This is a genomic window from Fischerella sp., from assembly GCF_013388695.1.
GTDB lineage: Bacteria > Cyanobacteriota > Cyanobacteriia > Cyanobacteriales > Nostocaceae > PCC9605.
In genome coordinates, this window is record NZ_JACAEU010000157.1 from 14,441 (window position 1) to 34,789 (window position 20,349).

Consider the following 20,349-nt stretch of genomic DNA (forward strand, 5'->3'; position numbering starts at 1 on the left):
ATTAAGATGTCGTAATGGAAGACCGATATAGCGTGCAGACACCCGCCAATCCCTGGATTTTCTCGGCTCCCTTTTTTCAAGGCTTGCCTGAAATCGTTATAGAAGCAGCCCTAACCCATCTTGTTACCCGAACTCACCCAGCTAATCAAGTGATCCTGCTGGAAAATGATTGGGGAGGTTCGGTTTATTTTATTATGGAAGGATGGGTAAAAATTCGTACCTACAATCTTGAAGGTAAAGAGGTAACGCTAAATATTCTTGGTAAGGGAGAATTATTTGGCGAGATGGCAGCGCTCGATGAAGTGCCTCGCTCTACAGATGTGATTACTTTAACTACGACTGTTATTGGCAGTATGCCGTCCCAGGATTTTGTAAAGCTACTTCAGACAGAACCGATGGCGGGAGTAAGATTAGCGCAATTGATGGCACGACGCTTGCGGCAAGTAAATCGGCGATTGCGGTTGCGGGAATCTGACAGTCAGTCACGGGTGGCTGACACCTTATTGTTTTTAGCAGAGGGACAAGGAAAACAAGGACAAACAGGAACCGAAATTCCTAATTTGCCTCACCGAGAGTTGAGTAGTTTAAGTGGACTGGCGCGGGAAACTGTGACACGAGTATTGACGAGATTAGAAAAGAAAGGGTTGATCAAACGGGATCAGGAAGTGATTTGTATTCCGGATTTGTCTGCCTTAGAAAGAATGATTGTGTGAAGAAGGCACAAACAAGTCAAAAGTCATTAGTCATTAGTCATTAGTTAGTAGGGTTAGTGGTTAGTGGTTAGTGGTTGTTAACTATGCCCAATGCCCAATGCCCAATGCCCACTCCCCCACTCTCCCACTCTCCCACTCCTCTACTCTCTTATTCCCCATTCCCTTTTTCATGCGTAATAGTATACGCAGTTCATGACGATTAGTTGGTAATATGAGTATTTTAGATTCTCTGCCAGAGGAGCCAGAAGAACGTATAGATAAACAAAATAATTTAAGGCAACCCCAATTAAAGCTGGATGCACCTTTGAGGATGATGGAAACGGCGTTTTTAGCCAGCACTGCCAGCTTAATTTGGTTTATTAATTTCTACTTTCCTTTGGGGCCGTTGTTGCGGATATTTTTTCCGGTACCTATTGCTCTAGTTTACCTGCGCTGGGGTAAACGAGCAGCATGGATGGCAGCGGTAACATCTGGGTTACTATTGTCAGTGCTGATGGGGCCAGTTCGTAGTTTGTTGTTTGTCATGCCCTTTGCTTTTATGGGAGTACTTTTAGGGGCAGCTTGGCATCGCCGCGTTCCCTGGATTGTTTCGATTAGCTTAGGTGCAGTATTGGGTACTGTAGGGGTATTTTTTCGGTTGTGGTTGTTATCTGTATTGTCAGGGGAAGACCTCTGGGTTTATGTGATTAACCAGGTTACAGAGATTATAGAGTGGATATTCCTTAAGCTAGGAATTCTGGCATCTCCCAGTGTGTCTTTAATTAATTTGGGAGCGATCGCTCTAATTGTGTTCAACAATTTTCTCTACCTGTTCGTTGTACATCTGGCAGCATGGCTGTTGTTGGATCGTCTAGGCAACCCCATTCCCCGCCCCCCGCGCTGGGTACAAGTCCTGATGGATTATGAATAATAGTTAGTGGTTAGTAGTTAGTGGTTAGTTGAAATTCCTACTAACTACTACCAACTAACTACTACCAACTAACTTATGATTCGCATTTATACCCAAATTGAACAGGGTAAGGCATGGACTGCTCGGTATCGCAGTTGTTCACCCGTATTTGCATGTGTGTTAGGTTTTACCGAAACTGGTTTAATTCCCGGAATTTCCGCAGCTGGTCTTACACCCGAGGATCGAAAATACACAGCAATTGCTGATGCTGAATTTCTCTACTACGGCACAGGAAGAAAACCCCAATATCCCCTACCGCCTCTTACTGCTGGTGCTTCCCCTGTGTTGATTTCTCGGGCTGTGGTCGAAGCTTTGAATATTCCAATTTATTTATTTAACGCTGGGCTACCCCTACTCCCTGCTATACCAATGATTGATTTGGGTGGCACACCTGCTAGGTGTTTAAGTCATGGTCATGCTTTGAAATTGGCAACAGTACAGCACTTGTTAGAACAAGGACTGCTTTGGGGTGAACGGCTGGCTGCCAATATTCAAAAAGGCTATGTGATATTAAGTGAGTGTGTTGTTGGTGGAACGACAACTGCCTTGGCTATATTAACTGGTTTAGGTATCAACGCAGTTGGCAAAGTCAACAGCAGCCACCCGGTTTGCAACCACGAGCAAAAGTGGGCACTGGTGCAGGCGGGATTGGAGAAGATGAGGCAAGGGGCAATGGGCAATGGGCATCGGGCATCGGGCAAGGGTAAAAAAACCAATTCCCAATTCCCAATCCCCAATCCCCCACTCTTGGTTGCTCCTCTCCAACTCGTAGCAGCTGTGGGCGATCCCATGCAGGTAACTGTAGCGGGAATGGCGATCGCACTCAGTCGCAGTTGTGGCGTTTTGCTTGCGGGTGGAACGCAAATGCTGGCGGTATATGCATTGATAAATGCGATCGCTACAGCTTATGCTCTCTGTTGGCGACCGGAAGAAGTAGTGGTTGGTACTACTCGCTGGGTAGCAGAAGATCCCACGGGTAGCACTGTTGAATTAGCTCAACTCGTGGGTAGAAGTTGCATAAATCTGGGTGGTACTCCTGTGCCCTTGTTAGCAACTCAGTTAAGTTTTGCTGATTCTCGTTATCCCCAACTCCAAGCTTATGAGCAGGGCTTTGTCAAAGAAGGTATGGGGGCTGGAGGTGCTAGCATCGCTGCTCATCTGTACAAAGATTGGCAGCAACATCAGCTTTTGGAAGCAGTTGAGGCTCAAATTGAGTGGTTGCTTTCAATCAATAGTCATTAGTCCAGAGTCAACAGAGCATTGGCTATGGACTATTGACTATTGACTAATTGGTCAATTCTCTTGAAATTTAGTGAATTCTCTTAAGCAGTAATTGTTCTTCTAAGGCAGCAATCCGATTGTATGCTGCTGTTAACTGTGCTGTTAATCTTTGAATTTGAATTTCTGGTGCGATTTGCCTATCTCCCCCTTGAAGATTCGAGTCTGGATAAACACCGTCTGCTATTACATCCTTGTGCTCCATCTCTGGGTTAAAACTGATATGTCCCTTTAACTGTAAGCGGCCAGTTTCGCTATTTTCTAGAAGATTATCTCTATCCTCGTGTGTTGTTTCCAAGCAGCACGCCGATAAAGCTTGAGATACTTTATTATCAAGCTGCTCAATCACTTGGTAGAGGGCATCCAATTTATAACTCAAAGTTAGCACCTGCTTCTGTAATGGCTCCATTTAATACCCTCATCCGCTTATTTTTCTCTATGGTATTCAATCTAATGGCAACGTTAAACATACTTATGATTTTTTTAAGTTTTAATATCATTTTTTAAAAGAAAATATTTAAATTCATCATTCAGTAATAATTCTAAATACTTTTAGAAAGTATCACTAAACATAAGTGTTGAGAAAGATAAATTTTTGGGAGTTTTTTCAAAAAACTAGCGCTATGTCTGATACTGCTTGACTTTTGGCTGCATCCAAAGAAAAAACATTCAAAAAATACGCATATAAAGCAGTTATATGGTTGAGGTTGGTATAGAAATGGTTAAGAAAATTAGGAGTAGATGCATCATGAAAATATGATAGGCTTCCAGACTGGCTAACAGTGACTGAAACTAGATAATTTATGTTGAAACGAAAGATAAATATATTGATTGAGCAAAAACAAGCCAAAATCTTACTAAAGCAAGATGCTAATGCTTTTTAGCAATGAAATCTAGCAAGATTGAGTATTGATTCTATTCAAAAAGCAGAATTGCTAAATTGAGATAAAATCGCCCAAAAAAGTCTCAAAATCTAAAATCAATGCATAGACGGTCTTTTTTGCAAGGAATGGTAGCACTGGCACTCGCGCAGGTGCTGGTTGGGTGTAGTGGCAACAAACAGGCAAAATTAAGCATTCAGTTGTTGAAAGGTTCTATCCCCGCTCAGGTAGTTGATAGGTTTCGCAAATCTTTGCAGCAGGGGGTACAGTTAAAATTCGCCCCTGTAGAGCAGTTACAGGATTTATTTCAAGAATTGAAAACTTGGCACAATCAAGCTCAAACCAGCGATCGCGGGAAGGGATGGAGCGTGCCTATGCCCTTTGGATCATCAGAAAAAGCTGCTGTCGCCGATCTGGTGACATTAGGGGATTACTGGCTGAAAACAGCAATTGAGCAGAAATTGATTCAACCACTAGAAGTAGGACAGCTAAAACAGTGGTCTGCTTTGCCGCAACGCTGGCAGGAATTAATGAGGCGCAACGAGCAAGGTTATCTGGATGCGAAAGGAAAAATTTGGGCAGCCCCTTACCGTTGGGGCAGTACGGTAATTGTTTATCGTCGAGACAAGTTTCGGGAATTGGGATGGACACCCACAGACTGGAGGGATTTATGGCAAAGTGAACTGCGCGATCGCATTTCTTTGCTAGATCACCCACGGGAAGTGATTGGTTTAGTTTTAAAAAAACTGGGAAAATCCTATAACACCGAGAATTTGAACGCCATAGCAAACTTGGAAGGGGAATTGCGCACTTTAAACCAACAGGTAAAGTTTTATGATTCCACAAAATATTTAGAACCGCTGATTATTGGAGATACTTGGCTAGCAGTGGGTTGGTCTAATGATGTATTGCCAACAATAGGACGTTATCCGCAACTTGGGGCAGTTATCCCTCAATCGGGAACAGCACTGTGGTCAGACGTATGGGTAAAACCTGCGGGTATTAATGAAGGGGATTTAACTTATAAATGGATTGATTTTTGTTGGCAGCCAAACGTTGCTGAGCTAATTTCTGTGCTGACTAAAACAAATTCACCAATTCCTACAAAAATTAAAGCTTCTGATATCCAACAGCCATTACGCAATTTGTTATTAAATAATCATGAAATTCTTGCTAAAAGTGAATTTTTACTTCCCCTACCACCAGCAGTTGCTTCTCAGTATGAATCTTTATTCGCAAAAATAAAGAGTTAGTAATTGGTTGTTTGTTGATTGTTGATTGTTGATTGTTGGTTGTTGGTTGTTAATCACTAGCTACTGACTGTACAGGCGCAAGTTCTTGCGCCCCTGACAACTACCCAACTACTAACCACTAACCAATGTACAGACGTGCCATGGCACGTCTCTACAACCACTAACTCTTTTAAAAAGAGCGTCCTAAACCAAACTTGCCTTGAGAATTTATTTCTATCCTGCATAAAGCTGGATTTACATTTAAATTACAAGTGTAGGTTGCCAAACGTTCTTGTTGATAATTGAAAACTCTGACATTGTAACCATGATTTCTAACAACGCTACCCAAACGGTTTACAAAATCGTAGCGTTCTAGATAATCTAGTAAGCTCCAAATTTGTTGATTCACCACTACGTCTACTCGTGCGGTTTGGTTGTTTGTGGCTGGATAAGTTATCCAGTTATCTAGCAGTTTATTTTCGGAAGTTTCTTTTATCCACCACAAACTCGGAACAGTTAACTGCTCTTGATTAATGGTGTTAGCTGTGTTAGCAGAGTCTTTAGGATTAGTTAATAAATCAAGCTCTAGTGGTGCGTCAGAAGGAACTGGAATTGATGGAGTTTTTGCTAGCAAAGGTGATGTGGATAGAAAGCAAAGCGTAGTCAGGTAGGTTCCAAAAAATAGAGCAAGCTGGCGCATTTTCTTCTTATTTGTGAATTGGTGAGAGATCCTATAACTAATCAATCTCTAGCTATTCCGATCTCACTGCTACTTAGAATAGTTCCCTCTTATTTTATGCAGCTGGGTTAATTACAAAGGTCATTTTGCCGTTGTATGGCGATCGCAATTATTTACACGCACTGGGTAGCACGTTGCAGGAGCGCTATTTTGGTTTAGAGGTGGTTTATACCATTTTGGATTTTAGATTTTAGATTTTGGATTTTAGATTTTGGATTGGGAATTACTGTCTCTATCGGGGTTCTGTCAATCCATCTGTCACAATCATTTTTTAAATTGGTATTACCCCTTAGATAGGTAAGGTTTTCTCAATTTAAAATCAACCACAGAGAGCATAGAAGATTCCCTGCGTACTCTGTGGTAAAAATCAAAACTTATATTAAACTCCACACCCACATTTTTACCTTAATAAAGCTAATGACTTTGCTCTTGCAGCAAAGCCTGAAAGCGTTCATCAGAGCGGATGTTGTCAAAGTCTGACTGAGTTTTGATCATTTGCAGGTATGTTTCTGGACAGAGACTTATTGCTTGTTGCAAGTTCTCAATTGCTGCCTCGACATTGTTCTGTAAGATCAAACAGCGAGCTTTGTTGTACCAAATCGTAGGATCGTTTGGCTGTAAATCTCCGGCTCGATTGTAGCTGATCAGTGCATCTTCGTAATGTTCTAATTTTTCCCAAGCAATACCTCGGTTTAACCACGCTTTGTAGTGGTTGGGTTGAATTGCCAAGGCACGATCAAAGCTTTTGATGGCTTTTTGATAACGTCCCCATTCATTCAAAGTCACGCCTCGGTTATGCCAAGCCATAACGTTATCAGTATCAAACTCAATGGCGCGATCGTAGCTGTTAAGAGCTTCTTCGTAAAGCTTGAGTTCTCTTAAAGCATTGCCTTTGTTGTTCCATGCCCAATAGGCATCTGCTTGTAGGTTCAAACTACGCTCAAAGCTCTTGATGGCTTGTTCATACTGTTTCAAGTCGCACAAAGTCAAACCGCGATTGTGCCAAACAGTAGCAGCATTGGGGTTAAATTCAATGGCACGGTCAAAGCTGTTGAGAGCATCTAGGTGGCGTTCTAACTTTCCTAGAGCAATGGCGCGGTTATGCCAAACCCAACTATCGTTGGTGCGTAATCTCAGCGTCTCATCAAAACATGCGATCGCATCTTCGTGCCGGCCTAAAGAACCCAGAGCAAAACCTTTCTGGAATAAAGCTTCTGGATAATCTGGCTTACATCTGATTGCTTTATCGAGACTGGCGATCGCTGCTTCAAACTTTTTTACTTTGTTCCGTCGCAATCCTTGCTGGAAAAAAAATTCTGCCTCCAGATTTAGAGTCAATTTAAATGAGTTTGGCATCATACCTTAGGATGAACTTTATTTGTCCGATTCAAAAAACAATAACATAACTTAATAACTAAATTCTTTATTAATTGTTAATTGCAAAGAAAAAACTCTTCCTGGGAGAGTTACTCAAATCTCAACAATAAAGCTGCCGTTTTGAGTTAAGTTCATCAACTCTATGTTTCTGGGAATACTAAGTGGAACAGTTTTGGTTCCAACTAATGAATCTCAGTATTGCATACCTAGCTCAAGGCAAACTGTATCTTAAATTTCATCAAGCACCCGTGCGTGAGTTTGAATTTGTGGCGATCGTCAATGGGTAACAGAACCACGAGTTACCCCTAACTGATTTTGCAACTTCAACTCGCGCCAAAGTTGGGAGCCTGTTATTTCGCCATGCAGTAATTTTTGGTAGTTATGTATCGTTTGAGTTACTTGCTCAGGAGTTTCATTCACAAATTCAATCCGCAAGTGTCGTAAACCAAGCCCTATAAGGCGCTGTACGTACTCAGCACCAGTTTGAGCAGTGCCATTAAATACCGTATTTCGACAACCAGCATCAGCATGGAGGATGTGTTCTGTGCCAACGCGAGATTCCTTCGGAAACGCTCCGCGAACGCGCAATTTCACCTCATGTTTTTCGCAAGGTCGCCCGCAATTGCGAAAATCCGTCCCCGTAGATAGAAAGGCACAAAATACACAATGCTCCATGTGGAACATCGGCATATGCTGATGGATTGTCACCTCAAACCAATCAGGAGGGCTACTCTTGAGCAAGTCTTCCAATTGGTTAATGTTCAGGTCATAGGATGCTGTCAGGCGTTCCAAGCCAAACTGATTTTTCAAGAAGTCCGCTGTTAACGGGTTAGCAACATTGAGAGAAAAATCCCCAACGCAACGGTCATCGACAAAGAACTGGAGGTGGTCATAATTCCGCACCAAATACCCATCCGCCTCACAAGCACTTACTTGCTGCAAAATCCAGTTTTCCCCAGGTTTGGTAATTCGGGGTGGTGCAACCCAGATGGTGGGGATTGGGGATTGGGAATTAGTTTTCTTACCAATGCCCGATGCCCGATGCCCCTTGACCAATGCCCCTTGTCCCTTTTCTTGTCGCTGGCGTACCATCTCCACCGCCTCGCGATACTTGCGGGGGTCTTCAAATTCACAGTAGATAGTCTCAATTCCAGCTTGGAGTGCGGCTTGGAGTTGCTTGAGATTGCGTACCAGAACGATGAGAGATGGGGTGGTGGAGTGGTTGGGAGATGGGGAGGGGAGTAAGTCTGAGAGGGAAGCGCTTGGATTTATTTGCCAGCGTTTGGGTTTTTTTCGCAATTCCTCCAACTGGGTGACAATTTCCCGCCGCATCCGGTTTAACTCACTTACGGGTAGCATCAATTCATTATTTAGATTATTTGTCAAGTTACCCAAACGAAAAGGAGTATTGCCGAGACGACCGAATTGTTCGTGCAAGCGTTCTGTTGTTAGGGGTTTAGTGTGTGCTTCTACTAGGGGTATTGAGGATTCAATTTGGATGACGTGACCGAGTTCATCACGGGCGATCGCCACTAAATTTTGCCCAACTTCTCCATGCACCTCAATGCTAATCGGTCGCTGAAATTGCGGTGTATCTCCAGCAAAACTCTGACGCAATTGCTTATCAAGTTCTGGATCGCTGGTTTTCCAGACCTTATCACCTACATGCACTCGCCGCCAATTCACATCACGTCGCCCAAAGGTCAAAACAGTTTCCTTTCCCTTGCGTTCTACCGCGTAGATGCGACCGCCTTCTTCCTTCGCTTCCGGATGACCGCAGTCAAATACAACACCATCTCCTGCTTTTACTGGTGCTTTTAGCCGTACCGTCACTTGTTCATTGCCAATGCGGGTTACTTCTCCTAGATAAACCCCCCGTTTTTTACCAAAGCGGGCATGAAGCAATTCTTGATTGTTAATTCCACGGAACCAGCCAGTATAAATTCCCCGCGAAAAAGCCATCTCTAAGTTGTAGCGTTCTTGATCCCCCCAACCCACGCCAGTCGCTACAACGGAGGAGCCACTGCGGTGGACGGGTTCCCCGGCATAAAGCACGTGGCGTGAAACCTCCGCAACGCGCTGGCTCCCCTTAACAAGGGGGGCTTTGTTGTTCCCCCCTTTTAAAGGGGGGCTAGAAGGGATCTGCTCCATCGCTGCGTCTTCTTTCCCCTCTTTCTTTTCTAACTCCACCATCACCCGATCCAACGCTTGCCGATAAACACGAGTGACATTAGCAACATACTCTGGAGACTTTAACCGTCCTTCAATCTTGAGACAAGCTACGCCTGACTTCACCAAATCGGGCAAAACCTCTAACCCACCTAAATCTTGGGGACTGAGGAGGTATTTTTTATCGCCCAAATTCACAGTTTCCCCATCTGCGATTAAATCGTAGGGCATCCGGCAAGCTTGGGCACATTCGCCCCGGTTAGCAGAACGTCCTCCTAATGCTTCACTCGTCAAACACTGCCCGGAATAAGCTACGCACAGCGCCCCATGAACAAACACTTCTAGAGGTAGGGAGGTTCCCCTGTACGCCAACTGACTTTGAATTTTGTTGATTTCGTTGAGAGAACATTCCCGCGCAAGTACAACTAAATTACACCCAAGTGATTCCGCAAATTCCACACCTGCGGCACTCGTGATGGTCATCTGTGTAGATGCATGAATAGGGAAATCAGGAGAAATGTGGCGAATGAGACGGCAAATACCGATATCCTGGACAATTACTGCATCTACACCCGCCGCAATAATTGAGCGAATATATTGTTGTGCTTCTCTCAGTTCTTGGGGAAAGACGAGTGTATTGAGAGTGACATAGCCCTTTACACCTCTGCTGTGCAAGTACTCCATCAATTCGGGCAAATCCGCCTCAGTGAAGTTTTCTGCCCGCATCCGCGCGTTAAACCGATCCAAACCGAAGTAAATTGCATCTGCACCATTTTCGACAGCAGCTTTCGCACATTCCCAATTTCCTGCGGGGGCGAGGAGTTCTGGGCGTTGGAGGGCGGGTGAAGTGGTTTCGGTGAGTTGTTGGAAATCGGCTTTCATCGGTACTAAGGCAGGATAGGTGATACCTTAGTGATTTTATCGTTGCTGGGGGGATGGTGGGGAAGGGAAAAGAGGGAGGGCGATCGCTGTCTCGTTTGTCCGCACGATTGCTTATCTTGTTCGGTTAATTAGTTTAGTTATTTCTACACTTTAAACTAATCACAATCTACAAAATCTGATGAATACTCTCAACAACTTGCTCAATAAAGTTAACCGCGTCATTAACCATCGCTTCGTCAATATACCAGCGATCGCCCTTCAATCTCATCCCTCAACATTAGCGCGATCGCCTTGTGACTCAACCACCTCAAATTTCACTTTGTTATATAAATCTTGCAGCGAAATCTGAAAGGATATTGAAGCGAGAGAAATCGCCTCATCTTCTTCGTCATACTCACGCATCAACCATCGCTTCTTAGCTGTTTTAGAATATTGCTCTACATGAATCCTAGCTTGGTCAATTAGCAGATATTCTTGAAAAGAATCAATGGTTCGATAGGCCTCAAATTTGTCTTCGCAATCGTATCCTTTTGTCGATTTTGATAAAACTTCCACTATCACCTGCGGATTCAGAATTATATCTGTACGGTTGTTAAAAAATTCTGGTTCACCCGCCACAACCGTTACATCTGGATAAGTGTAAATGCGCCGTTTAGGAATCCATAGACGCATATCGCTGTTAAACACTTCATAATCTTGCTGTCTGAACGCGAAGTTCAATGCAGCATAGAAATTACCAGCTATACGATTGTGATTTGCTGTTCCACCCGCCATCGGAATGATTTGCCCGTCAATATATTCACTTTTGTAGTCAGCAGCTTCTTCTAATTCCAGGTATTCCTCTGGCGTGTAGTATCGCTGTTTTGTTGCTTCCATAGTTTTAAAAAAATGCGATCGCAATTCCCTAAAATTTCACCAATTGATTTAATTATTTATCCCCACAACCGCCTACCACTTTTCCCTTTTAACCTCTCATGGGCATCTTCCAACAAAGCGGGAATATCTAAATTCTCAGGACACCTCGGCAAACAGTCACCGCATTCTGTACAGCGGTTCGCTTTCATCCCAGGAAACCAGTGACCAGCGTTTTCAAACATGCCATAACGATATTGTCCGTAATCGGTCATCTCATAGGCAACTGCTAAATTTCGCAGTCGCAATACTTCTGGAATATTGATATTTTCTGGACAGGGTAAGCATTCATAGCACTGACTGCATTTCTCAGTACCCAATGCTTTATTTTTGTAATTTTCTAATCTCTGAAAAACAGTAATTTCCTCAGATTTTAACTTCTCATCCCGGTCAGCAACTTGCAATGGTTCGATTAGTTCTTCTGGGGTTGCTGGCCCCATACTCAAAGTAGTAATGCGGGGGTCACTCAGTAAAAATCGATAGTTTAACTCTAGAGGCGAGAACGGATGACACAACTCAACCAGCTTTTGGGATGGCGTATACAGGCGTCCGCCTTTATCGGCGGGAGAAATGATAAACACGCCCATGTCCTTTGCTGCGGCTAGCTGAATGGCTGGTGCATGGCGTTGGAAAAAATAGTAATAATGCAGATTGACAAATTCAAAAAAGTCTGTTTTTATTGCTGCCAGAATCACTTCTAGGGAAGCGTGGGTGGAAAAGCCAACGTGTCGAACACGTCCATCAGCAACAGTTTCCTGCACTGCTTGCATACAGCCATTATTTGCTTTCACCCAGTCTAAATGTTCCCAAGTATTTAAGCCATGAATCCCCAAGCAATCTAGATAATCCAGGTGCAATCTCTCCAGGGATTCATCGATATACCGACGCATTGTGTCAGCATCTGCCGTGGGAGGGATTTTGGTAGTGATGTGAAGCTGCGAACGGGGTATCGGCAATCCCAGGGCGATCGCGCCACCAAGATACTCCTCACTCTTGCCATAACCTCTAGCAGTTTCTATATGATTAATCCCCAGCGCTATGGCTTTTTGAATCGTCTGCCATACATTTTCAACTGAAGCCAAATAGCGCATTGTTCCCAAGGAAAATACTGAAAGGCACAGTTCAGTTTTTCCAAAGCGTCGGTATCGCATTTTTATAGGATTTGTGATTAGCCAACAGTCTATTGTCCATTGTCAAAAGAAAAAACCATTTACTCTTGACTTTTGACTCTTGACTCTTGACTTTTCTAGGATTCACCGTTGTCAAAGCGTTTGATTAAATCCTCGGGGCGGAGGTTAGAGATAAATTCGCGGAATGCTTGCTGTTCAGCCTCATCAGCATCTCTATCTACGGGTATGGATGCATCAGCTATTACCTCTTCCATTACCCAAATAGGCGTATTTGTACGGAGAGCAACAGCGATCGCATCGCTAGGACGAGCATCAATTTCTTTTTTGGCATCGCCTTGCTTGACAATCAAGGCTGCGTAGAATGTGTCCTTTTGTAGAGAATGAATGATGACGCGCTCTAGAGTCATGTTCCAGACCTCTAGAATATTTACAATCAGGTCGTGAGTTAAGGGTCTAGGAGGCTTCTGATTCTCCAGTGCGCCCATTATTGCCCTAGCCTGTTCTTGACCGATATAAATAGGCAAAGCGCGCCGATCGGAAGCATCCTTCAAAAGGACAATCGGGCTGCGGGTTATGGCATCTAACGCTATGCCAGCGACTTTCATTTCAATCATTGGCTAAGCCTCTACAATCTTTTGAGCGCTAGGAGGTACATGTAACAAATCGTACCCTTGCTTGGGCAAGTTTGGGACAATTACAAACATAGTCTTTATTTTCTATAATTGCTTCTATTAAACTCCCAAATGGTTGTGAACACCAGAGTAAGTCAAATCAGTTTAGTTCGGCAATAATATAAATATCCAAATCACTCTTATATTAACTGTAAATGTATTGGGAGCTTGATACAAAATATAGTTAAAAAAGATACTTTAATTTTCTTATACCTCTAAGAAATTACTAGTTAATTTTGGTCAAAATTAAGCAATAAATAGAGTTAAATTAACTAAACAGCCGTGTTTACAGGAATAATTCAGACATTAGGAACTATAAGACCCTTAGCAGGGGATTATTGGCAAATCAGTTGTGTTAACCATGCATCAGAATCAGTTATGGGAGATCTGGCTTATGGTGACAGCGTAGCAGTGGATGGCATTTGTTTGACCGTGGAAGAAATTTTGAAGGATGGTTTTATTGCGACTGCATCACCGGAAACCTTGCGCCGTACAACCTTAGGAAAAGAGCAAGCAGAACCAAGATATGTAAATTTAGAAACTTCCTTACGGGTAGGTAGCAAAGTTGGCGGTCATTTTGTTATGGGACATATAGACGGTATCGGTCGCCTAGTTGCGGCACAACAGACAGCTACTTCTTGGGAAATGACTTTTACAGCCCCTGATGCGATCGCCCGTTACATAGTTCCCAAAGGTAGTATAGCCGTAAACGGTATCAGCCTTACGGTTGCCGGTTACGATCCAGACATTTTGCAGTTTAAGGTAGCAGTCATTCCTCTTACCTATGCCGAAACAAATCTCCGCTATCTCGTTCCGGGCAGTTGGGTGAATCTTGAAGGGGATATTCTGGGCAAATACGTAGAAAAATTCCTTTATAGCGGCAAACGAGACCCAATAGCAGACGCAGGCACAAGCGATGATGAAATAACACCCACATTCTTGGCCGAACACGGGTACTTTTAAAAGTATGAATTATGAATTATGAATTATGAAAATAGTTCATTCATAATTCATAATTCATAATTCATCATTTTTTAGCTGTCTGAGAGGTCTGTACCAGTTGGTTAAGAGCAGACTGTAATGGTAGACCTGGGTCTGTTGCAACCCATCCTTGGGGTGTCAGTTGGCGCACTTCAAAGTGCAGGTGGGACCCTGTAGAGTTACCTGTACTGCCAACTCGTCCAATCACGCTTCCCCGTTCTACCCACTGACCAGGTTGAACAAAGATTTCGGACATGTGACCGTAGAGGGTTTGGAGAGCGTTATTATGATTCAGGACTACAGCTAAGCCATAGCCACCCTGCCAGTCAGCAGTTTCTACTTGACCGGAGTATGCTGCCAAAATTGGTGTTCCCATAGCAGCACCCAAATCCATACCAGAGTGGAAACGGCGATCGCCAGTAATTGGATGAGTTCGCCAACCAAATAAAGAAGTAATTGGCGCAGGAACAATCAGCGGGAACGCTAACCCTGTACCGCCAATCGCAACTCTACTACCATACATAGTGCTATAGGCGATTCGCGGTAATGTCGTTGCCAGAGGGATATTATAAGCTACCACACTGGGGCGGGGCGCAGAGTTGTCAGCTGTCATCGGTGCAGGCAAAGTACCGCCACTCGGTGCGATGGGAACCGAACTAACTGTAGTCGTAGGGGTAAAACTGCTGGGATCGGGAATATAGCGGTTTGCGCGATAAGTACTCTTGGTCACACCCACATTAGCAACCCGATTAGCATTAGCAATGACTTTAGAAATCACCCGAGGCGGACGCCATCCAGTATTGCTTTCACTCTTAGTGGCAATCCACTTGACTGGTGTAGCGGCAGCTAACCGAGCGTTTTGACTTTTTCTTAGCCAACTCGGTGTTCCTGTTTTGGAGTTAGCTACAGACTGATTGCTACCACAAATAGTGCTAGAAACTCCTTGCACCAATATAGCTTTACAACCGGTGGAACGTTCTGTAATTACCACGCTACTGGGAGCTTCGTACTTGGCTGCGGGATTGTAATCAGTCGGGTCAATATAAGCGTTATTGTAGTCCTTGGTTTGACCTGTTGTCGCGCTAGCAGTACTTGAAGAGTTGTTTGCTGGTTGGGCGACTTCAGGTAGTTTCTGTGGTGTAGAACTAGGCTTAGTCGGAGCTGCAAATTCTACTTGCGGTTTTCTTTCTCTAATAACAACAGGAGCATTATTGGGTGATGAGTCCCTCACCGTTTCTGTAGATTGAGAAGCTGCTACCTGGGGTTTGGAATTTCGGACTCTGACTACAGACTGGGAAGCTTCAGCTTGAGGTTGAGACTGTCTTTTTTGTGCTGGAGGCTGGGAAATTTCGACTTTCCGCAGTTTGTGTTTAAGTCTGGTTCGCCGTTGAGAAAATTCCGGCTGCGATTGAGCTACCTCTGGAGTAGGAGCAGCATGACTACGCTCAACTACTTCTTGTTTGACAATATTGCCCGCTGCTGGTTGGGTATTTTCTACTGTCGGGACAATATTGTCTATGGCTGATTCGGTTTGGGCAAGTACCAGGCCGCTGCTCAGAAGGCTGAAGCTGCCAAGCCAACAGATACTCTGTGCTGGCAGCGTTCGCTGCCATGAGTGGTGCAAACGGTTAGGGGCAGAGTGATTGCGCTGCGTCATTGCTTGGTGGTGGTGTAAGTACGTAGTTTGCCTAATCTTAATTTTGTCAGTAGTTTCCCAGCCCAAATTTAAAGTTTTGGGAAAGCTTAGAAATTAACCTGATTTTTGCTGTAGCCCAAACTGATTATACCGGGCTGGAGGTAGATTTCAGGTACTGTCGAAGTTACGGATGTAGATATATCCATACGCACATGCAGTTCCCCAGTAGGAGTCACACCAACTATATTGCCTGCCAAATTGTTGACGTATACGCGATCGCCAACATTTGCTAGCAATTCCAGATAGCGAGTCAATAATATATTTACTCCTTCTTGCAAAAGACTCTGTATACCGGATTCTATTCCTAGTAAAATTTTCGCCGCCAGCATTTCTAAACTGGATATAGGTCTGGACTCTTTGGAAGCTTGCCATGTTTCCAGATTAATCCCAGTTTCTGGGACTGGGTTTGTCCAATTAATCCCAACACCTATGACTGCTTGAGTAATTGTTCCTTGATTGACTTTGGTTTCCGTTAAAATACCGCCCAATTTGCGCTTGTCGATAACTAGATCGTTAGGCCATTTAATCGCAACATCGACGCCGCATTTTCGCAATTGATTGGCAATTCCCCAAGCACTAGCAAAAGTGAGCTGATAGTTATTGTTAGCTGCTATATGAGGAGCAACAAACAGCGAAAGATACAATCCTCCCGCTGGCGAAATCCATTGCCGTCCCCATTGTCCCCGTCCAGCTGTTTGCTGAGTGGCAATAACTACACATCCAGGCTCGACTCCTTGTTCTACCAATTCCCAAAGGGTTTGATTAGTTGAAGCGACAGATTCAAATATATGCAAGCGAAACGGTAAATAAGTATACTCGCGCCCGACTCTTAGGGCTACTTCCAACTGTTGCCGATCCAATCCCACAGAGTTTACCTAAATTTTCTTGTTCAAGTTAGCATTAATTGGCTGATTTTTATTTCGTTTTTAGGCTGGTTGGAAGATGCACACTTGGCACTGGCATACTTGGGAAGGAATGTCTTATCTGACTTGTAGTCTTCTTGAAGCTTGGCCGCATGGCTTTTTTACCCAACATTTTTGGCCTCGTTCTCCAGAAGAGTTGACGATGGTACTGCATCCAGATGCTTCAGGATATCGCTTAAAACAGGTACATGGCAACACTGTGCTCACGCCTTCGGAAATTGTTACTCAGTTAAATGAGATAGAGGAAGAAAATAATTCTGCTCTGGTATCGGCAGACGGTTTAGTGAGCGAACAGCCTTTGCAAGCAGTATGGGTAGCCAGTGCTGATTGTACACCCGTGCTGATTGCTGATGAAAAAACAGGATTGGTGGCAGCAGTACACGCTGGGTGGCGAGGTACAGCAGCAAAGATTGTGCCGCAAGCAATTGCCCGCTTGCAAGCTCAGGGCAGCAAAATTGAAGATTTACGAATAGCAATGGGGCCTGCGATCGCCAAAGAAGTATACCAGGTAGCCACTCAAGTAGCCGCTGAAGTCGGGGCTAGCATTATACCACATGAAAACGAGGAATTGATTGTCGAGGCATTGCACGAACTACCAAATTCTCCCTTACTTCCAGACCCAAATCCCGGCAAAGTGCGCTTGGATGTCCGGCGAGTGAATGCTTTACAGATGGAAAAATTGGGAATTAGTCCGGAACAAATTGCGATCGCTCCTTACTGTACCTACCAAACACCAGAGCATTTCTTTTCTTATCGTCGAGAAAAACAGAAAAAAGTGCAGTGGTCGGGAATTGTAAGTCAATAATAAATGAATAACTAATGTTGTTGTTAACTGTTCAACGATAAAGTTACCTTAGAGTTTGGCATCAAACTGGGTGGAGAAGCAGGGATTCCCTATGTGACAAAAGGCACTGCTAAAAGTAACCTGAAAATTACCGTGGAGTGTTCGTTTCCTGAAAATAAACTTGAACTAAAATAGGTATTTTTAAGGGGCATCCCATTTTGCAAAAAATACCTGGCGATTAGAAATCGCAGACTTCCAGTCTCAGGGCGAACTGCATTTTTATGTAAAGTCAGGATTACTTTGATGAGGCTCTAAAAAATGAATGAAATTGATTTAGCCTTTACCCCAGCCCTAGAACAGGCACAGTTAATCCGACGCCAGGAAGTGTCGCCACTAGAGTTGGTGCAAATATACCTAGAACGAATTCAACGCTTGAATCCCAAACTGGGAAGTTATTTTACGGTGATGGCAGAGCAAGCTCTTGCTGATGCTAAAGCCAAAACGGAAATGCTGGCAAGCAGCAACGAGCTACCACCGTTTTTTGGCGTGCCTATTTCTATTAAGGATCTTAACGCTGTGGCGGGTGTCCCCTGTACCTTCGGTAATCCGGCATTACTCAACAATATCCTTGACTTCGATGATGGTGTAGTGACGCGGATTAAACAAGCTGGGTTTATTCTTCTCGGTAAAACTGCTACTTCCGAAATAGGTTCATTTCCTTACACAGAACCTACGGGATTTCCTCCAGCCCGAAATCCCTGGAATTTAGAATATACTCCTGGCGGTTCCAGTGGTGGCGCAGCAGCAGCAGTTGCAGCCGGATTGTGTGCGATCGCCCAAGGTTCCGATGGTGGTGGTTCGATTCGCGGGCCTGCGGCTTGCTGCGGTTTGGTAGGAATCAAGCCAGCGCGGGGACGGGTGACTCATGCACCTGTGGGCGATCGCCTCAGTGGGATTGCAACTAATGGCCCTATCGCCCGTACTGTTGCCGATGCTGCTGCTCTTTTAGATGTAATGTCAGGTTATGTCGCAGGCGATCCTTATTGGCTACCCGATCCCGAACCATCTTTCCTCACTGCTAGCAAAGAAAGAATTGGGAGATTGCGCGTAGCATATGCTACTAGTATTCTGCCGATTGGAGAAGCTGACGCCACTTGTAAGCAAGGCGTGCTGCAAACAGTAAAGTTATTAGAAGAACTCGGCCACACAGTTGCAGAAAAATCCCCAGATTTCAGCGGATTGATAGAACCGTTTCAAACCGTGTGGCAAACTGGTGTAGCTGCATCAGGTCTTCCGGCTGAGGCATTGCAGCCTGTGAATCGTTGGTTGTTATCACGCACTGGTTCTGCTGGCGAGTACCTCCAGGCTGTTTATCAAATGCAAATGGTAGCGCGGCAAATCGTAGCATTTTTTGACACTGTGGATGTACTAGTATTGCCCGTATATTTGCATTCACCCATCCGTGTAGGTGAATGGGCGCATCTGAGTCCAGAAGATACATTCCAGAATATTGTTAATTGGGTTGCTCCTTGTCCCCCAGCTAATGCCACCGGACAACCAGCGATCGCACTTCCTGTTGGTTTTGACGAAAAAGGTTTACCTATAGGCGTGCAATTAGTTGGAAAACCTGCCGCGGAAGCAACTCTCATCAGCTTAGCAGCGCAATTGGAAGCTGCTCAACCTTGGATTGGTCATCGTCCTGTATTTGTTGTTTAATAATATTGCATCTGGTGTAATACTTGTAATTTCGGTTAACGCACCAGATGCAGAGGAATTTTGATGATGGTTAATGAGACAGAAAACTCGAAACTGAGAGGATTTCTTCAAAGTATAAGATCTCCCTAGGGTGTGTTTTCAAACTATAACCACAAAAGAATGGAGACGATCGTATCGGGTGGCGATACGGCGAAATTGTTTGAGCCTGTTGATAGCACGTTAACAATCTTAACCACATCTCTACGAAACACGCTTATTAACCAAAGCAGCACTGCACGCGCTAAGATTGATGTTAAATTAACAATTCTTGATGCTAACGCCAGGAAATTACTTATGTTCATTGACGAACTGACGCCAATCTGGCAACAATTCACCCAGCACCCAGTTTCATTTATGGGCGGGTTCTTCTCTGGTGTGCTTCGACTCAACCTTGCTGACGATCCTGTTAAAAGCTGGCTATCTCAACAGATTGGCTCAACCACCTACACCACCTCTACTACTGAGGGACATAATGGCAAAGCAGGGGGTCCTCAGTCAATTGCAATTGAGTGAATCTTTTACCTACTTCTAGGGAGAATGCTAGAACAATGAAGTAGAACCAGCAAGATTCTATTGTCAAGGTACAGCACGACAGTTGTTTTATTTGGGGAGACTCCAAGACCGCACTGACTCGTCTACGTGTTAGGTAGCAATCGGTTTTTAAGTGTTTGATTACCCTGCCACTTTCATTTCATAAGCTTACCATCTCCACGGCAAATAAAATGTCACTTAGGGCTAAAGCTCATAAGAGTGGTTTTCATCCCTAGACTAAAAGTCACAGGATTTTCAACCTACCCTTTATAAAATTTAGCTAGTTTTGAAATTTCTTTATTTAAAAGGTCTGCTGAAATTCAGCAGACCTTTGTCTGTATTTTTATTGCTCGTTTTTACTCACACAAATATATCTTTGCTGATATCTAACGATACACTTCAGCTAAGTGCGATCGCTTAATTAAAAATTCCATTCCTTTTTAAAATAAAGACGGGTAAATAGGGAAATTTCGCATCTGCACAAATAGGTAGATTTGACACTGAAAGCATCGAAAATACTAAGGAAAACCCTCTTAACCATAAGATAAACAACAGATATAAGAGAGTCTAATTTGAAGTTAAAAGGGTTTGTAAAATCTCATACTTCCAAAAATGTCGAGATCGGTTATCATATGAGCGTACGCGGAAATTCAGCCTGACTATTGGCCGGCTCGTGGATAATGTAACTTCATTAGTTGCTTTCTTTCTACATTGGTCGCCATGGTCAATCAGATCAGACGAAAGCC

The 20,349-nt window shown here is 43.9% G+C and carries 18 protein-coding genes and 1 pseudogene; 10 read left to right on the forward strand and 9 right to left on the reverse strand.

Translation table 11 applies throughout. The features are described 5' to 3' along the window. Positions 1-14: 14 nt before the first annotated feature. The 3 genes from HXY43_RS21620 to HXY43_RS21630 all read left to right on the forward strand — a co-directional run bounded on the left by HXY43_RS21620 (position 15) and on the right by HXY43_RS21630 (position 2,904). Positions 15-713: a Crp/Fnr family transcriptional regulator gene (locus tag HXY43_RS21620; RefSeq protein WP_290887567.1), complete on the forward strand. Its 699-nt coding sequence runs from the start codon at positions 15-17 to the stop codon at positions 711-713. 211 nt (positions 714-924) lie between these two features. Beyond that, entirely contained in the window at positions 925-1,623 is a 699-nt protein-coding gene (locus HXY43_RS21625) for a DUF2232 domain-containing protein (protein ID WP_290887570.1), read from the forward strand. Positions 1,624-1,698: 75 nt separating this feature from the next. Further along, positions 1,699-2,904 (forward strand): nicotinate-nucleotide--dimethylbenzimidazole phosphoribosyltransferase, encoded by a 1,206-nt coding sequence (locus tag HXY43_RS21630; protein WP_290887573.1) that lies wholly within the window; start codon positions 1,699-1,701, stop codon positions 2,902-2,904. A 67-nt stretch (positions 2,905-2,971) separates the two neighbouring features. Here HXY43_RS21630 and HXY43_RS21635 read toward each other — a convergent pair whose 3' ends face one another. Next, on the reverse strand, positions 2,972-3,349 hold the full coding sequence (locus HXY43_RS21635) for a hypothetical protein (RefSeq protein ID WP_290887576.1): 378 nt from the start codon (positions 3,347-3,349) through the stop codon (positions 2,972-2,974). 573 nt (positions 3,350-3,922) lie between these two features. Between HXY43_RS21635 and HXY43_RS21640 the strand changes: the two genes are divergently transcribed. After that, positions 3,923-5,074, forward strand: coding sequence for an extracellular solute-binding protein (locus HXY43_RS21640; RefSeq protein ID WP_290887579.1), 1,152 nt, complete (start codon positions 3,923-3,925; stop codon positions 5,072-5,074). Positions 5,075-5,243: 169 nt separating this feature from the next. On the opposite strand, the gene HXY43_RS21645 is transcribed toward HXY43_RS21640, so the two are convergent. Further along, the gene (locus HXY43_RS21645) at positions 5,244-5,753 is read right to left on the reverse strand and encodes a hypothetical protein (RefSeq protein WP_290887582.1); all 510 of its coding nucleotides are present in this window, start codon (positions 5,751-5,753) and stop codon (positions 5,244-5,246) included. A 453-nt stretch (positions 5,754-6,206) separates the two neighbouring features. Then, positions 6,207-7,148, reverse strand: a complete 942-nt coding sequence (locus tag HXY43_RS21650; RefSeq protein WP_290887586.1) for a tetratricopeptide repeat protein — start codon at positions 7,146-7,148, stop codon at positions 6,207-6,209. A 182-nt stretch (positions 7,149-7,330) separates the two neighbouring features. Between HXY43_RS21650 and HXY43_RS21655 the strand changes: the two genes are divergently transcribed. Next, a complete protein-coding gene (locus tag HXY43_RS21655) occupies positions 7,331-7,456 on the forward strand; it encodes a hypothetical protein (protein WP_290887589.1) in 126 nt (41 codons plus the stop codon). Here the strand turns inward: HXY43_RS21655 and HXY43_RS21660 are convergent. The 4 genes from HXY43_RS21660 to HXY43_RS21675 form a co-directional block, all read right to left on the reverse strand. Further along, complete coding sequence (locus HXY43_RS21660; protein WP_290887592.1) at positions 7,446-10,220, reverse strand: U32 family peptidase; 2,775 nt, start codon at positions 10,218-10,220, stop codon at positions 7,446-7,448. The two genes, HXY43_RS21655 and HXY43_RS21660, sit on opposite strands and share 11 nt — an antisense overlap. A 264-nt stretch (positions 10,221-10,484) precedes the next feature. Then, positions 10,485-11,096 (reverse strand): Uma2 family endonuclease, encoded by a 612-nt coding sequence (locus tag HXY43_RS21665; protein WP_290887595.1) that lies wholly within the window; start codon positions 11,094-11,096, stop codon positions 10,485-10,487. Between the two features lie 56 nt (positions 11,097-11,152). Then, positions 11,153-12,283, reverse strand: a complete 1,131-nt coding sequence (locus HXY43_RS21670; protein ID WP_290887598.1) for an aldo/keto reductase — start codon at positions 12,281-12,283, stop codon at positions 11,153-11,155. A 95-nt stretch (positions 12,284-12,378) separates the two neighbouring features. After that, positions 12,379-12,876, reverse strand: coding sequence for a bifunctional nuclease family protein (locus tag HXY43_RS21675; RefSeq protein WP_026735829.1), 498 nt, complete (start codon positions 12,874-12,876; stop codon positions 12,379-12,381). A 339-nt stretch (positions 12,877-13,215) separates the two neighbouring features. On the opposite strand from HXY43_RS21675, the gene HXY43_RS21680 reads away from it, so the two are divergent. Beyond that, on the forward strand, positions 13,216-13,896 hold the full coding sequence (locus HXY43_RS21680) for a riboflavin synthase (protein ID WP_290887602.1): 681 nt from the start codon (positions 13,216-13,218) through the stop codon (positions 13,894-13,896). A 64-nt stretch (positions 13,897-13,960) separates the two neighbouring features. Here HXY43_RS21680 and HXY43_RS21685 read toward each other — a convergent pair whose 3' ends face one another. Together HXY43_RS21685 and HXY43_RS21690 are read right to left on the reverse strand one after the other, a co-directional pair. Then, positions 13,961-15,571, reverse strand: a complete 1,611-nt coding sequence (locus HXY43_RS21685) for a peptidoglycan DD-metalloendopeptidase family protein (protein ID WP_290887605.1) — start codon at positions 15,569-15,571, stop codon at positions 13,961-13,963. A gap of 86 nt (positions 15,572-15,657) precedes the next feature. Then, on the reverse strand, positions 15,658-16,476 hold the full coding sequence (locus tag HXY43_RS21690) for a biotin--[acetyl-CoA-carboxylase] ligase (protein ID WP_290887608.1): 819 nt from the start codon (positions 16,474-16,476) through the stop codon (positions 15,658-15,660). 76 nt (positions 16,477-16,552) lie between these two features. Between HXY43_RS21690 and pgeF the strand changes: the two genes are divergently transcribed. From pgeF to HXY43_RS21710, 4 genes and pseudogenes are all read left to right on the forward strand, one after another. Further along, the gene (pgeF, locus tag HXY43_RS21695; protein ID WP_290887611.1) at positions 16,553-17,338 is read left to right on the forward strand and encodes a peptidoglycan editing factor PgeF; all 786 of its coding nucleotides are present in this window, start codon (positions 16,553-16,555) and stop codon (positions 17,336-17,338) included. 36 nt (positions 17,339-17,374) lie between these two features. Beyond that, positions 17,375-17,512: pseudogene (locus HXY43_RS21700) on the forward strand (CU044_2847 family protein); the annotation flags it as partial. A gap of 123 nt (positions 17,513-17,635) precedes the next feature. After that, on the forward strand, positions 17,636-19,033 hold the full coding sequence (locus HXY43_RS21705; RefSeq protein WP_290887614.1) for an amidase: 1,398 nt from the start codon (positions 17,636-17,638) through the stop codon (positions 19,031-19,033). A gap of 333 nt (positions 19,034-19,366) precedes the next feature. Next, positions 19,367-19,585, forward strand: a complete 219-nt coding sequence (locus HXY43_RS21710; RefSeq protein ID WP_026735838.1) for a hypothetical protein — start codon at positions 19,367-19,369, stop codon at positions 19,583-19,585. Positions 19,586-20,349: the final 764 nt, after the last annotated feature.

Excerpts from the sequence above, each read along its gene's own strand:
- HXY43_RS21685 (WP_290887605.1), bottom strand. The coding sequence starts at position 15,571 with ATGACGCAGCGCAATCACTCTGCCCCTAACCGTTTGCACCACTCATGG.
- HXY43_RS21645 (WP_290887582.1), bottom strand. The coding sequence starts at position 5,753 with ATGCGCCAGCTTGCTCTATTTTTTGGAACCTACCTGACTACGCTTTGC.
- HXY43_RS21675 (WP_026735829.1), bottom strand. The coding sequence starts at position 12,876 with ATGATTGAAATGAAAGTCGCTGGCATAGCGTTAGATGCCATAACCCGC.
- pgeF (WP_290887611.1), top strand. The coding sequence starts at position 16,553 with ATGCACACTTGGCACTGGCATACTTGGGAAGGAATGTCTTATCTGACT.
- HXY43_RS21640 (WP_290887579.1), top strand. The coding sequence starts at position 3,923 with ATGCATAGACGGTCTTTTTTGCAAGGAATGGTAGCACTGGCACTCGCG.
- HXY43_RS21635 (WP_290887576.1), bottom strand. The coding sequence starts at position 3,349 with ATGGAGCCATTACAGAAGCAGGTGCTAACTTTGAGTTATAAATTGGAT.
- HXY43_RS21625 (WP_290887570.1), top strand. The coding sequence starts at position 925 with ATGAGTATTTTAGATTCTCTGCCAGAGGAGCCAGAAGAACGTATAGAT.
- HXY43_RS21630 (WP_290887573.1), top strand. The coding sequence starts at position 1,699 with ATGATTCGCATTTATACCCAAATTGAACAGGGTAAGGCATGGACTGCT.
- HXY43_RS21650 (WP_290887586.1), bottom strand. The coding sequence starts at position 7,148 with ATGCCAAACTCATTTAAATTGACTCTAAATCTGGAGGCAGAATTTTTT.
- HXY43_RS21710 (WP_026735838.1), top strand. The coding sequence starts at position 19,367 with ATGTTCATTGACGAACTGACGCCAATCTGGCAACAATTCACCCAGCAC.
- HXY43_RS21665 (WP_290887595.1), bottom strand. The coding sequence starts at position 11,096 with ATGGAAGCAACAAAACAGCGATACTACACGCCAGAGGAATACCTGGAA.
- HXY43_RS21670 (WP_290887598.1), bottom strand. The coding sequence starts at position 12,283 with ATGCGATACCGACGCTTTGGAAAAACTGAACTGTGCCTTTCAGTATTT.
- HXY43_RS21620 (WP_290887567.1), top strand. The coding sequence starts at position 15 with ATGGAAGACCGATATAGCGTGCAGACACCCGCCAATCCCTGGATTTTC.
- HXY43_RS21705 (WP_290887614.1), top strand. The coding sequence starts at position 17,636 with ATGAATGAAATTGATTTAGCCTTTACCCCAGCCCTAGAACAGGCACAG.
- HXY43_RS21660 (WP_290887592.1), bottom strand. The coding sequence starts at position 10,220 with ATGAAAGCCGATTTCCAACAACTCACCGAAACCACTTCACCCGCCCTC.